At 38.5% G+C, this 14,048-nt stretch carries 11 protein-coding genes and 2 pseudogenes; 10 read left to right on the forward strand and 3 right to left on the reverse strand.

The window, feature by feature from the left end; translation table 11 throughout:
* Positions 1-4 precede the first annotated feature (4 nt).
* From tssF to C3007_RS00965, 10 genes and pseudogenes are all read left to right on the forward strand, one after another.
* Complete coding sequence (gene tssF, locus C3007_RS00915; protein ID WP_103852648.1) at positions 5-1,768, forward strand: type VI secretion system baseplate subunit TssF; 1,764 nt, start codon at positions 5-7, stop codon at positions 1,766-1,768.
* Complete coding sequence (tssG, locus tag C3007_RS00920) at positions 1,732-2,769, forward strand: type VI secretion system baseplate subunit TssG (RefSeq protein WP_103852649.1); 1,038 nt, start codon at positions 1,732-1,734, stop codon at positions 2,767-2,769. Before tssF ends, tssG begins: the two co-directional genes overlap by 37 nt.
* A gap of 30 nt (positions 2,770-2,799) precedes the next feature.
* Positions 2,800-4,477 (forward strand): annotated as a pseudogene (locus C3007_RS11830) (type VI secretion system Vgr family protein); the annotation flags it as partial.
* Between the two features lie 426 nt (positions 4,478-4,903).
* A complete protein-coding gene (locus C3007_RS00935; protein ID WP_103852652.1) occupies positions 4,904-6,319 on the forward strand; it encodes a hypothetical protein in 1,416 nt (471 codons plus the stop codon).
* An 826-nt stretch (positions 6,320-7,145) separates the two neighbouring features.
* Positions 7,146-7,730 (forward strand): tyrosine-protein phosphatase, encoded by a 585-nt coding sequence (locus tag C3007_RS00945; protein WP_103852654.1) that lies wholly within the window; start codon positions 7,146-7,148, stop codon positions 7,728-7,730.
* A 171-nt stretch (positions 7,731-7,901) separates the two neighbouring features.
* Entirely contained in the window at positions 7,902-8,246 is a 345-nt protein-coding gene (locus C3007_RS11770) for an iron chelate uptake ABC transporter family permease subunit (protein WP_279325016.1), read from the forward strand.
* A complete protein-coding gene (locus tag C3007_RS11775; protein WP_279325017.1) occupies positions 8,215-8,451 on the forward strand; it encodes an iron chelate uptake ABC transporter family permease subunit in 237 nt (78 codons plus the stop codon). The genes C3007_RS11770 and C3007_RS11775 overlap by 32 nt, the downstream gene beginning before the upstream one ends.
* On the forward strand, positions 8,444-9,412 hold the full coding sequence (locus C3007_RS00955; RefSeq protein ID WP_103852655.1) for an iron chelate uptake ABC transporter family permease subunit: 969 nt from the start codon (positions 8,444-8,446) through the stop codon (positions 9,410-9,412). The genes C3007_RS11775 and C3007_RS00955 overlap by 8 nt, the downstream gene beginning before the upstream one ends.
* On the forward strand, positions 9,403-10,176 hold the full coding sequence (locus C3007_RS00960; protein ID WP_103852656.1) for an iron ABC transporter ATP-binding protein: 774 nt from the start codon (positions 9,403-9,405) through the stop codon (positions 10,174-10,176). Before C3007_RS00955 ends, C3007_RS00960 begins: the two co-directional genes overlap by 10 nt.
* A 14-nt stretch (positions 10,177-10,190) precedes the next feature.
* Positions 10,191-11,106 (forward strand): annotated as a pseudogene (locus C3007_RS00965) (siderophore ABC transporter substrate-binding protein).
* Between the two features lie 67 nt (positions 11,107-11,173).
* Here the strand turns inward: C3007_RS00965 and C3007_RS00970 are convergent.
* The 3 genes from C3007_RS00970 to C3007_RS00980 are packed head-to-tail and all read right to left on the reverse strand — an operon-like array spanning position 11,174 to position 14,018.
* A complete protein-coding gene (locus C3007_RS00970) occupies positions 11,174-12,274 on the reverse strand; it encodes a Gfo/Idh/MocA family protein (RefSeq protein WP_103852657.1) in 1,101 nt (366 codons plus the stop codon).
* A 30-nt stretch (positions 12,275-12,304) separates the two neighbouring features.
* Entirely contained in the window at positions 12,305-13,138 is an 834-nt protein-coding gene (locus C3007_RS00975; protein WP_103852658.1) for a carbohydrate ABC transporter permease, read from the reverse strand.
* Position 13,139: 1 nt separating this feature from the next.
* Entirely contained in the window at positions 13,140-14,018 is an 879-nt protein-coding gene (locus tag C3007_RS00980) for a carbohydrate ABC transporter permease (RefSeq protein WP_103852659.1), read from the reverse strand.
* Positions 14,019-14,048 lie beyond the last annotated feature (30 nt).

The raw sequence follows: 14,048 nt of genomic DNA on the forward strand, positions 1-14,048 counted from the left end.
GATTATGTCTCTTGAAAAATATTTTAGACAAGAATTAGATTATCTGCGTGAATTAGGTAAAGAAATTGCTAATGAAAAACCTCATTTGGCTAATTTTTTATCTGAAAAAAGTGCCGATCCCGATGTTGAACGATTACTAGAAGGCTTTGCCTTTTTATCTGGTAGTTTAAGAGCCAAAATTGAAGATCAATTTCCAGAGTTCACTCATAGTTTAATTAATATGCTCTGGCCAAATTATCTGCGCCCAACACCAAGTATGACTATCGTTGAATTTTTTCCCAACCCTAAAGTTGCAAAAGGTTTTGATGTCGTAAATAAAGGCACCACGTTATTAAGCCGTCCTATAGCATCTGGTAACTCCGACAAAAAACTACAATGTCAATTTCAGACTTGCCGTGATGTTTGGCTCAATCCCTTCTCTCTTTCGGATGCAAGTGTATTAAATAGTAACGAGCAAGCTATTATTAGCTTAGTATTTTCTAGTGAATCACCACTAAAATTCTCTGAACTAGATTTAAATAAGTTGCGTTTTTATCTAGGGGCAGATGATTACACTAATCAGCAACTATATCTATGGTTTAGCTATTACTTGACAGGTGCAGAGATTGTTGTCAACGACCAGAAAATAACATTAACTGAGTTTAATTTTTCACCTGCAGGATTTAATAAAGAAGACGCACTCTTACCTTACCCTAAAAATGCTTACAGTGGTTATCGGATCTTACAAGAATATTTCTGCTTTCCCGAAAGCTTCATGTTCTTTGACGTAAATGGTATCGCTCCACTACCAAATACTCTTGATGAATCAAATCAATTTATATTAAACCTCTATTTCTCTGAGCCATTGTCTTCAGATGTTCAAATCAGAAAATCAACTTTTAGACTACATTGCACACCTGCAATAAATTTATTTAAGCATAGTTGTGAACCGCTCAGATTCGATGGAGATAAAGATGAATATTTGCTAAAAGGAAGTTATTCTCATCCTGAATGGTATGAAATATTCTCAGTAGATCAAGTATCAAGCCATGTTGAAAATACGAACAATAAAGCTAGAGCGCCTCGTCATTCTTCTACACGTCATTACTTACCTTTTGAAAGCTTTGAGCATCAAATTGAATATGCTAAAGATGCCTTATTTGAAAAAGGATTTGATCATTATATTTCTTTTGTAAGAGGCGATGAGGTAATAAGTTTAGGAAAAACCGAATCCATCTCGATCAATGTGACTTGCACTAACCGTGAAATACCAACCAACTTAAAAGTTGGTGATATTTGCATTGGCACAGAAACAAACCCAGCAATTGTTGAATTTAAAAATATCACTCGCCCATCTATGCCACTGCATCCATTACTAGATGGAACACTCGCTTGGAAATTAATTTCCAATTCTTCACTAAACTACTTATCGTTACTCGAAATTGAGGCATTAAAAGAGATTATTAGAACCTATGATCTGCCCAGCTGGCATAGTAGGAGAAATGCCAAAATGTCCCAAAAGAAACTTGATGCGATTAAGTCAATAGAAACCAAGCCAATAGATCGATTATTTAAAAGTGTTTCTATTAGAGGACTACAATCTACCTTATATATCAAACAAAGCGAATTTAACTCTGAAGGTGAAATGTTTTTATTTTGCACTGTGCTATCCCAGTTCTTCTCTCTCTACGCAAGTGTAAATTCATTTCACAAACTGAAAGTAATAAATTTAGATAATCAAGCGAGCTATGAATGGCCTATTCAAATCGGACAGCATCAATTGATGTAAACACCGTCTCCCAAAAACTAGATATTAGCCGATACAATTTCTATCGGCTAATGGAGCTATTATGTAAAATCAAAGGGGTTGATCCAAGTGAAAGCTTAAGTTTATTACCTAAAGATGAAATTATTCGCCTAACATCACTAGCCGGATTAGGCTTCCCAATTAGAGACATCGCTAACTTAAAAGAATTACCGGAAGGAACATTTGAACTTCAAGTTTCTTTTTTAGGTTTGCATGGTAGCCAATCGCCCCTACCTGGCTATTACCTAGATAGTCTAGCCACTGAATATCTTCATAAAGAGACAAAATTAGTTGATTTTATGGACTTATTCAACCATAGACTATCGTTATTACTACATCAGATTTGGCGAAAATATCGCTACTACATAAATTACCAAACAAATGGAACTGACGAATATTCTAACAGAATGTTTGCCTTAGCTGGACTTGGCTATAAAAGTATCAGAAACAAACTCTCTGTCAATCATTCCAAAATGTTAGCTTATGCTGGTATTTTATCTAGTCCTGCTCGCTCCCCTGAAATCATTTGTAGCTTAGTTTCCCATTGTTTTGATTTAGAGTTCGTCTCACTAGAAAGTTGGTGTTTTCGTTATGTTGAAATCATCGAAGATGAACAAAACCGATTAGGATTAATGAAAAAAGAAGCGGGAAAACCACCAAAAGGCCGTTCTTGTTTAGGTGAAAATTTCACCTTAGGTAGCAGAAAGCCAAACAGAGGAAGCAAATTTGGATTACAGCTCAACAACCTTTCTCGGCAAGAATTTTTGTCATTTTTACCAAATGGAGAAAATTATCTCCCCCTAGTTACCTTTGTCTCTTTTATATTAAAAGATCAATTTGCCTGGGATTTGAGATTAGGATTAGCAAAAGAGCAAGTATCAGGTATGGTTTTAGGAACCGAGCAAGATAGTTTACTTGGCTGGACAAGTTTTATAGGTCATCCAGTGCAAGAACCCGATGTGTTATTGACAATTAGAGAGTAAAAATTAATACGAATTTAGCAAGGAGAAATTATGTTCGACTTATTCACCTCCAAAGGCCTCCATTTCACCCTTGAAGTAGCACAACTGCCGCCTGACACCTTCCGTGTTGTCAAATTCGATTTCGAAGAAGGCTATAATTCCCTCTTTAAACTCTCTATTGTCGCGGCAACACAACATAATCAGCTTCCATTTGGTTCACTGCTCGACTGCGCTGCAACCCTTTCCATCTGGCAAGATGGTGAGCGACAACGGAATATCTCCGGTATCGTCACACAAATCAAACTCGGTAAAACCGGTGAACGCTATACCTTTTATCACTTTACCCTCTCCCCTCATCTCTGGCGATTAACCCAAAAAAGACGCTCTCGCATTTTCCAGCATACCAGTATTGAAGCTATCTTAAAAACCCTGCTAAGCGATTCCGATGTGCTTTTTCACACCATTGATATCGCCTACCGTACAAGACGGGAATATTGCGTGCAATACCGCGAAACCGATTATGAATTTTTCCAACGGATTATCGGTGAAGAAGGCTTGTTTTTCTTTTGTACGGAAGATGAACATAATCGAATTGACCGGCTCTTTATTTACGATGATGCCCATCGTTTATCTAAAGAAGATACCCTCTCCCTTGACTATAATGCCAATCCTACCGTATTACGCCAAGCCCCTCATCTCCGTACCTTCCAATGGACCGAACAAATTCGTTCTTCTGAAGTGTTGTTAAAAGATTACACCTTCAAAAAACCAAACTGGAATGCGGAATATGGCTTACAAGGCACACAAGAAGAGATTCAATTCCAAGGAGACTACCCTTCCTGGCCGCTATAAAAATGACAGCGGCGAACGTTTTGCCCAATATCGTCTCGACAGTTTACGCCGTGATGCCCATACGGGCGAGGGAGAAAGTAATCACTTTGCCTTAAGGATAGGTCAACTCTTACACATTCATCGCCACCCTCGTGCTGACTTCAATCAGCCTTGGCAATTAACTTACATTCAACATCATGGCGAACAACCGCAAGCCTTGGAAGAGGAAAGCCATTTTAGCCAACGTGAAAACACCACCTTTATCACTAATCGTTTTGAATGTCTTTCTCCGGAGAAAACTTTCCGTAGTAATTTCCCTCAAAAACCACAAATCTGTGGCACACAAACTGCGGTAGTCACTGGCCCCAAAGGGGAAGAAATCTTCACGGATTACCAAGGCCGGGTTAAAGTGAAATTTCATTGGGATAAAGGGGAGTTCAACGACTCCAGAAGTTCTTGCTGGGTGCGCGTTGCTCAACCTTGGGCGGGGCAAAACTGGGGGATGCTCGCCATTCCGCGTGTTGGGCAAGAAGTGGTGGTGAGCTTTTTAGAAGGCGCCCCTGACCAACCGCTGATTATTGGACGCGTGTATAATGAGCTACAAATCCCTCCGGGTAATCTGCCTGCCACCTATACCCAAATGCACATTAAATCGAAAACTTACAAAGGGGAAGGTTACAACAGCATTCTCTTTGAGGATGCCGCGAACCGAGAATTATTTGAAATGCATGCCCAGCGGGATATGACCACCTTGGTTGAGCATGACCAAAAAAATCACATCAAAAACCACCGCACTTTAACAGTTAACGGTAGCCAACGTACTCAAATTGACCAAGGCAGAACCACCCAAATCACCACTGGTAATGACATCAAAACTGTCTTAGCGGGAAACAATCTTGAAACCATCAGCTTACTTAAAGCTATCCAAGCGAAAGAGATTTTCAACGCGGCACACGACCGCATTGAGCTTGAAGTGGGCAAACAAACCAGCCTGACGATGGACAATGAAAAGATTCTCCTTCGCTTTGGTAAAAACACGATTTTAATGAATGAAGAAGGGATTTGGTTGGATGGTGTGCATATCGGAATGCAGGAGACAGAAATCGAATTAGCCTCAAACCAATCGCAATATGAAGATAAAAAAATGACTTTACAATATGCAGATATCTATGGAAAATCCCCACAAGGAGAAGAAATCACCCTCACACCATCTAAATCGGGTCAGTCGCTTCAACTTACTGCAGATAGCCAAGGGAAAATAGAGATAGAAGACACGAGTCTCAACTTTTTTACTGCAACTCAGTCAACAAGGGAGAAAAAGTAGATGTCATCAGCAGCGCATCACAATGAAACTTCAACAAGAAGAAAAGAAGTTCGCTATATTTTCTTACCTGGAGAACCTGTTGAAAAGCTCGCTCGTTCTTGTGATTACACTATTTTATTAGGCACTGTACAAGAAGTTGTGTTCAACTTCCAAACGAAACTATTTACAGATTTAACCGTTGAAATTCTCCCAAGTGAAAAAGATAGCAACAATTTTAGACTCAATGCCGTTTATGATAAACAAACCAAGAAATTAATACATGGCAACTTCTCTATTTCAAATCAAGGCATTCCCTACCGTGTCCAAGTGAGCCGATTTTTTGATGGCACATTTATTGTTCGCTCAAAAGATAAAGAACTGGGACGATACAAAACCACCAGAATAGGCATTCAGACCGAAGAAATAGAAAAACCAGATTTATGGCTAGAGCCTATGTATATTGGATTTTCAGATGTGCCAGACATCAATCAACTACATGGCATTCATAAGGCTCATCAACAAAGTGCTTATAAATGGGTAAAAACGCTTGATCAATTTAATCATCAGGAAGTATTTAAACCCCTCTATCAACCTGAACGCGTTCTTCAGGCTTTTGATGAATTATGGAAAGATAATGGTTATGCTTGCATCAAAAATGAGCCTGAGGAGGTTGGTGTGGTTGCGTTATTTAAAGTCAAAAAAGAGTCTAATCTCTCAAAAATCCCCTTACAATACTATCCTTTTGGAACACCAGTCGAGCGCTATAAAACAGCACAAACAGTTGAAGTAAGGGAATTAGAACATATCCTTGAAGATAAAGAATATAAGGAGCTTATAGAGATTCTCCAATATTACTCTAACGATGACATGACTTTAGTTAAAGATACAATTGATTACACATTAGAAAATAAACATTGGATAAAAGCAATAAATCATAAAGTCGAAGTAAAATGGATAAACGGATATTTAGCCATTGTATTTAAAGGAAAAACTCCTGCTTTTGGATTTAGATATGCGGGATTAGCGCATGAAAAATTAAAAGGTATAACCGGAGGGCTTCATATTAGTAAAAATATTAAACGGGTTTGGCTATCCGCAAAAGAAGTACTATCCATCAAATCATTAGCTAAAACAAATTTCTCCGGCCCATTAGCCGTAACAGGATTCGTGATTGATGTCATTTTGGATTATGATACAGTGATGTTGGATGAATCAGGGAGTCGAGATATTGTAGAGTTATTAGGAAGAATTGGATTATCTTTTTTGGGCGGAATGGCTACTGTATCAATAAGATCTATACTAACACCTTTACTAATAGCGGTGATTAGAACTCCTCATGCTGCAATAGTTTTTCTTATTGGTGGAGCAGTAATAGTTATTACAGGCTATTTTATAAACAAATCAGTTAATCATATTAAGGAGAAAATATGGGAATAAAATATTTTAATAGAGAAAATAAATACATTTTCAATATACATGGAGAAATACCTTTCCCGTTAAAATTTACTTTCCTAGCCTTATTATTTATAATTTTTCTGCACGTTATAATGCTTCTTGCTATCGACTTAAATATTCCTAATACAGAGAAAACCTATTTAACTTTTTATCTGGTTATATTTTATTTTTTATGTATAGGAGGATATTATTTTATCACCAAATATTTAAAAAGAAAAAACATATCATTACTTTAATATATTTACATTCTACTTTTCTTGGCTTTGGCGTTAAATTTATCTTTATGTTCCTTCCTCTACATATTGCTGTTTTCTTTCTACACCCAGAATTATATTTTAATATATCATACATGTTACTTTTTTATTGCAACTGGTTATGTAATAATGATAGATGACGATAAATTTTTTAATGACAGCCTACTAATTTATAAAGAAAAAAGAAAGATGAAGGTTATAGACTTTCCCTAGAAAACTTATTTACAAACCCAATATTAAAATATATTACTTATGGATTACTCCTATTTTTTTATTTTTCTTATGTTTAAATCAACCCAAAAACGTCATTCCAATGAGGAACTTTATTATGTTCTATATACTGTCAGCATGGCCACTTGTTATATATTATATTCTGAAGTCTGCTATCTATTACTCATAATTAAAATAGAAACAAAAAGATTAATAAAAATATGCAAGAGAGATAATAAAGATTCAAAGATAAAATGAATACTGTAGAAGTTAAAACTTCTATATAAGCCACCTTTAACTAAGGTAAAAAACAAACCAACTAAATTAGGAACTAAAGCATATCTATGAAAAAAATTTATATAATCATTTTAATGTTACTTATTTCTTCCTGTACAACTACGCCTACGGAAACACCGCAGAATACACAGCATTGGGCTGTATTACAGAACCAAGAAACAAACCTTTATAACATAGATAATAAATTATTTCGTAGTGAGCAACTCACCTCAGAAAACTATAATTTAATTCAAAAATACAATATAAAAACCATTGTCAATTTACGTTTTTTTGATCGTAATGAAGACAAGAATGCTTTTCAGCATACCAATTTAAAACTTATCAATACACCATTACTTTCTTGGGCAATAACTCCTAAAGAAGTCGCCAATGTACTATGGGAAATTGAACAAGCACAAAATCAAGGCGCGGTATTAGTGCATTGTTATCATGGCGCAGATCGTACAGGTCTAATTTCTGCTATGTATCGAATCATATATCAAAATTGGGAGCTTAACGAAGCAAAACGAGAAATGATTGAAGGTCCGTATGGATTCCACTCAATTTGGAAAAACATCGAAAGATTTTTTACCCCAGATAATATTAATCAAATTAGAGAAAACCTAATTCAATTAAGAATGAATAAAAACTAGCACAAGCTTTTAACAAAAATCTGCACCTTAATAAGTTGGCCTCTTAGTTCAACTTTTGGGGTGCTGATCAATTTTTTACACCGCACTTTGATTTTCCTTTGCAGTACAGCCCTGACGTGATAATATTTGGCATAATTATGCTAATTATTCTCATTTGTAAATTCTATTAATATGGTTAAACGCCGTTATTTGTTTATCTTATTATTGTTGCTTTCGGGTATTTCGCTGTTTTTGGGTGTGAGTACGGTCAATCTGCAAGGTTTGCTGGCCTTTGATTCCGCCCAATGGCAGATCTTTTTAATCAGCCGTGTGCCGCGTTTGGTGAGTATTTTAATTGCAGGGGCATCATTGAGTATTTGCGGATTGGTGATGCAACAGCTGAGCCGAAATCGCTTTGTTTCCCCAACAACCGCAGGCACAATGGATAGCGCAAGGCTTGGCAATTGTGGCAACGGTGTCATCGATCATCATTGTTTCTGTGGGGGTGATTCCCTTTCTCGGGCTGATTATCCCTAATATTGTTACCCTTTATTTAGGCGATAATTTGAAAAAAGTGCTTTCTCACACCGCGCTACTCGGCGCAGTTTTTGTGCTTTTTTGTGATATTTTAGGGCGTTCGCTGATTTATCCTTACGAAATTTCTATTAACGCCATTGTGGGCGTATTCGGCAGTGCCATTTTTCTTTATATGCTGTTAAAACAAAGGATTCAAAATGGCTAAGCGTTTCTATAATCCTAAGAAATCATTGATTTTACTCAGTATTTTTGCCTTGCTGAGTGTGGTGCTGTATGTGTTCTATCATCTGCCTAGCCGTTGGGAATATGCCTTATACAACCGCGCCCTTGCCGTGCTTGCCATTGTAATGACAGGCGTGGCCATTGCACTGGCGACAATGATCTTTCAAACCATTGTGAATAATCGCATTTTAACGCCAAGTATTTTGGGCTTGGATAGCCTTTATTTGCTCATTCAAACCCTGATTATTTTTCTCTTTGGTTCTAGCACCTTAACCTCAATGAACCCCATTGTGTTATTTTTTGCTTGCACCAGTTTGATGATTTTATTCGCAATGGGGCTATATCATTTTCTGTTTAAAACGGAGCAGCAAAGTCTATTTTTCCTGCTTTTAGTGGGGATCATTTTCGGTACATTTTTCCAAAGCTTAACCTCCTTTATGGAGGTGCTGATCGATCCGAATGAATTTCAGATTGCGCAAGATATTGGCTTCGCCAGTTTTAACCGCATCAATATTGATATTTTATGGATCGCATTGGTTGGCTTGCTCGCTACCATTCTTTATACCCTGCGCTATGTGCGTTATTTTGATGTGCTTGCCCTTGGGCGTGAACAGGCAATTAATTTAGGCGTAGATTATCTGGCGATCACTAAACGGTTACTCATTGTCGTGGCAATTTTGACTTCAATTTCCACCGCACTTGTTGGGCCTTTAACCTTCTTAGGCTTGTTAGTAATGAACGTAACCTTTGAATTTATTCGCACTTATCGCCACGCGGTGTTAATCCCCGCGGCAATGTTGATTGCGGTGATCACCCTTGTTTTCGGGCAATTATTGGTTTCCCAAGTTTTCACTTTTAATACAACCCTAAGCATCATTGTGAATTTTGTCGGTGGAGTGTATTTCCTTTATCTGTTATTAAGAGCAAATAAAAAATGGCAATAGAAATTAAAAATATTAATAAAACCTATGGCACGAAAAAAGTGGTGGACAACCTTTCGGTAACCATTCCGCGCGGCAAAATCACCTCTTTTATTGGCCCAAATGGTGCAGGGAAAAGCACGGTGCTTGCCATTATCAGCCGTTTACTGCGTGCCGATAGCGGTACCGTGAGCCTAAATGGCGTGCCGTTAGATCAACAAAAAAGCAGCGACATTGCCAAGCAGCTTTCTATTTTAAAACAATCTAATCACATTAATTTGCGTTTAACGGTGGAAGAATTAGTTGCTTTTGGGCGTTTTCCCTATAGCCAAGGAAATTTAACCAAAAACGACCGCACTTTTATTGATAATGCCATTGAATATATGGATTTAGGCGAGTTTCGTCATCAATATATCAATCAGCTCAGCGGTGGGCAGCGTCAGCGCGCTTATATTGCAATGACCTTGGCACAAGATACCGATTATATTTTGCTTGATGAACCGCTGAATAATTTGGATATGAAACATTCCGTACAAATTATGCAGGTGCTACACAAGCTCACCAAAGAATTAAATAAAACCGTGGTGATTGTGATCCACGATATTAATTTTGCGTCTTGCTATTCCGATTACATTATCGCAATGAAAGACGGAAAATTGGTGCATCAAGGGGACGTTGCCACAATGATGCAAGAACCGATTTTAGCCAGCATTTATGATATGCCAATTCCAATTCAACAAATTAACCAGCATAAAATTGCTGTGTATTTTCGACATCAATCAGCTTAATACAGGAGTATGCTATGAAAAAAACCTTATCAACCCTTGCCCTTAGCCTTTGTGCGTTACTCGGTGTTGCCAGCGCCAATGCGGCAGACATCACGGTAGAAAACGCCGCAGGCAAACAGGTGGTGCCACAAAACCCTAAGCGTGTGGTGGTGCTTGATTTTTCTGCGGTGGATACCATTCGTGCGTTAGGGGCGAAAGACAGCATTGTCGGCATTAGCAACGCAGGAAAAGTGCCTGACTATTTGAGCGAGTTTAGCAAAGAACATTACCCAAGCGTTGGCGTGCCACCAGAACCCGACTTTGAGAAAATCAATGATCTTCACCCTGATCTGATCATCGCCACAGGTCGCCAAGAAAAAGTGTTGGATCGCTTAAAAGAAATTGCCCCCGTGTTTTTCGTGAAAGTGGATTACGCCAATTTCTATCCAAGTTTTCAACAAAATATCCACGCCTTTGGACAAATTTTTGATAAACAACAATTGTCCGATGAAAAACTGGCACAGCTAGACAAGCAAATGAAAGCCCTTGCCGAGAAAACCAAAGGCAAAACCGCCCTACTCGCTTTAGTCAATGAAAGCCGTATAAGTGCCTTTGGCGAAAACTCACGCTAATGGCATTGTGTACAGCGGATTTGGCTTCACCCCAATTGATAAAAACATCAAATCGTCCACGCACGGAATGAGCATTGGCTTTGAATATGTGCTAGAGAAAAATCCAGATTATTTGTTGGTTGTCGATCGCACCGCAGCCATTACCGATAAAGCCAACAACGCAAAAACCGTGTTAGACAACGCCATTATCCAGCAAACCCAAGCCTATAAAAATAACCACATTGTTTACTTAAACGCAGCAAATTGGTACTTAACTTTCGGAGGGCTGGAAAGTATGGGCATTATGATTGATGAAGTAAAAAGTGCGGTGGAAAAATAAGAGATTTTTCTTATAACAAACTGGACTATATAAATTTCCCCCTTAAAAGGGGGAAATATTTATCTCTCTACATCACTTCTCGCACTTCCACCTTACGATTTTCATAACGAGATTTTGTACAAGCATCCGCAGTGGCAATCGCCGCTCTTGCTGCCTCTCCTGTCAATAATTTCTCAAATTCTGGGCTTGGTTTCATACCGTGCATAATGTCATTTAAGTATTTCATTTCTTTACGCATTACGGAATTAAGCCATAGAGGGGGACGTTTTCCGGGGTGACCATATTGAATCGCGCCGTCCATTTCTGTTCCTGTATAAATTCTGGTACGGTCATCATCTTCTTCTTGGCTTTCGTGAATCAAAAAGTGGCTATCTTTGCCGTCCACGCGTAAGGTGCCGCCACAATGGAACATATCTAATTTAATTGCGCCTTTTTCCCCTTGAATCAGCACATAATGTTCCCCCCAGCGAAATGCTGATCCCCACTCCAACACGGCAAATCGCCCATCATCAAATTCAAGGTTAAGAAATAACATATCATCTTCATCCCCAAATTGTTCCCCTTGATGTGCAACATTGCCTGCTGTCATCGTAACGGTTTTAGGCATTCCGCCCATTAAAAATTGCACACAATCTAATTCGTGAATATGATGATATAAATGCCCACCTGATTTTTCTCTTATTTTTTTCCAAGAAACGGACGGTTGAACATCTTCCCAGCCATTACGCGCGGTATGGCAATAAAGCACTTTCCCGATAGCCCCTTGATTAATTAGCTCTTTAGCGTGATGCACGCCATTAAAGAAATTCATAATATGCCCAGCCATAAAGACTACACCGTTCTCCTCGCAGGATCTGACCATTTCATCACAATCTTGATAACTGAGTGCAATAGGTTTTTCACAAAAAACGTGTTTTTTATATTTTGCCGCCAGTAGTACTGGTTCTTTATGTAAATAATTTGGTGTTGCCACAATCACACAATCTACATCTGCGCGAGATACAGCGGCTTCCAACGAGTCGGCCGCATCACAACCTAATTCTTGAGCTATTGTTTGACCATTTTCTGGATCATAGACAACCACCACTTTTGCATCCTCATTTTCATTCATAATTCTGGCTAAATCAGCACCAAAATAGCCGACACCAATTACCGCATAATTTTTCATTTGATTTCTCCTAAAAGAATAAATATAAGTTTATTTCACCGAGCCTTCAGAAAGCCCACCTGCAATTTTGTTCTGGATAAAAGTAAAGAACAGCACGGACGGCAACACCACCAATACGGAAGCAGCCATCATATCGCCCCAATCTAAAATCTCTGCACCATTTAATGAACGTAGCGCCACAGCAACGGTCATTTTGCTTGTGTCATTCACTAAAATCAGCGCATATAAGAACTCATTCCACGCATTAATAAAGGTATAAATTGCCGTTGCCACAATACCAGGTGCCACTAACGGCAACACAATTTTGAAGAAGACGGTAAATTTATTTGCGCCATCAATCCGCGCGGCCTCTTCAATTTCGATAGGCACAGTGCGGAAAAATCCAACCAACAACCAAACAGCATAAGGTACACTAAATGAGAGATACACAACGATAAGCCCCGTCATTGTGTTGGTCAGCCCCACTTTCGCCATTGCGATGGAATAAGGAATAGCTAAGAGAATTGGTGGAAAAATATAGGTGGTAACCAATAATTTTGACATTATTGCCCCCAATTTCGGGAAAAATCGAACAATTCCATAAGCCGCCATTGCTGAGATAATGATCGCGATAACCGTGGTGATCAAAGCGATAAATAAGCTGTTTTTGATATTCACGATAAAATGGAGATCATTGATAACGTGTTCAAAATAGTCCAACGTAAAGATTTTTGGCAAGAACCTTGTTGGCTCGCTGGTAAGTTCTCCTTTGCCTTTAACCGATGAAATCATAATCCACACTAAGGGAAACACCGCAATAATCGTGGTGATAATGAGGAAAAGATGTGCGGCAATATCACCTAACATTGATTTTTTCGTTTTCATTTTATTCCCCCTCTTTTTCCCAACGGCTAATCACTTTGAAATAGATAAAACAAACTAACAGTAGGAACAGGAACAACAGCACGGTTACCGCCGAAGAGCGTCCGAGCATTTTAGTTCCCCAGCCCATATTGTAAGCATAGATTGGTAATGTCATTGTTGAGTTAGCTGGCCCACCACCCGTGATGAGATAGATAATGTCAAAGTTGTTAAACACCCAAACTGTGCGTAACACCACTAATAATCCAATCACCACTTTGATATGTGGAAGTGTAATATGGCGGAACACTTGCCACGCATTCGCACCGTCAATCTTCGCCGCTTCGTATTGTTCTTGTGGTACGGTTTGCAAGGCGGATAGAACATTGACCATAATTAATGGCGCACCAAACCAAACATTAATAAACACAAGGCTAATAAATGCCCAAGTACTATCAGAAAGGAAGTGTGGCACAATATCCATTAAACCGAGTTTCACAATCATATTCGGCAAATAGCCATATACGCCGTTCAAAATCCATTGCCACGAAAAAGCAATCACAATGGTTGGAAATGCCCACGGAATAATTAATAAGATTTTGTATAACCATTGCAAATGACGAATACGATGTAATGCCATTGCAAGGGCAAATCCCACTAATACTTGTCCAACCAAAGAACAGATTGTCCATAAGATCGAATGAGAAAATGCCAACCAAAAACTCGGATCATTAATGACCGCCACATAATTATCAAACCCGACAAATTTCCAGTTCGGCATAATCAAATTCTTATTGGTAAAGCTGTAAAAAATGCTTGATAAGAATGGATAGATGAATAATACCGATACCACTATCATCGCAGGCAGGACAAAAATCCACCTTGTATAGTTTTTTTGATACATAAAGCCCCCTTCCCAATTATTGAGAATCTA

The organism is Avibacterium gallinarum, assembly GCF_002921135.1.
Classification (GTDB): Bacteria; Pseudomonadota; Gammaproteobacteria; order Enterobacterales; family Pasteurellaceae; genus Avibacterium; species Avibacterium gallinarum.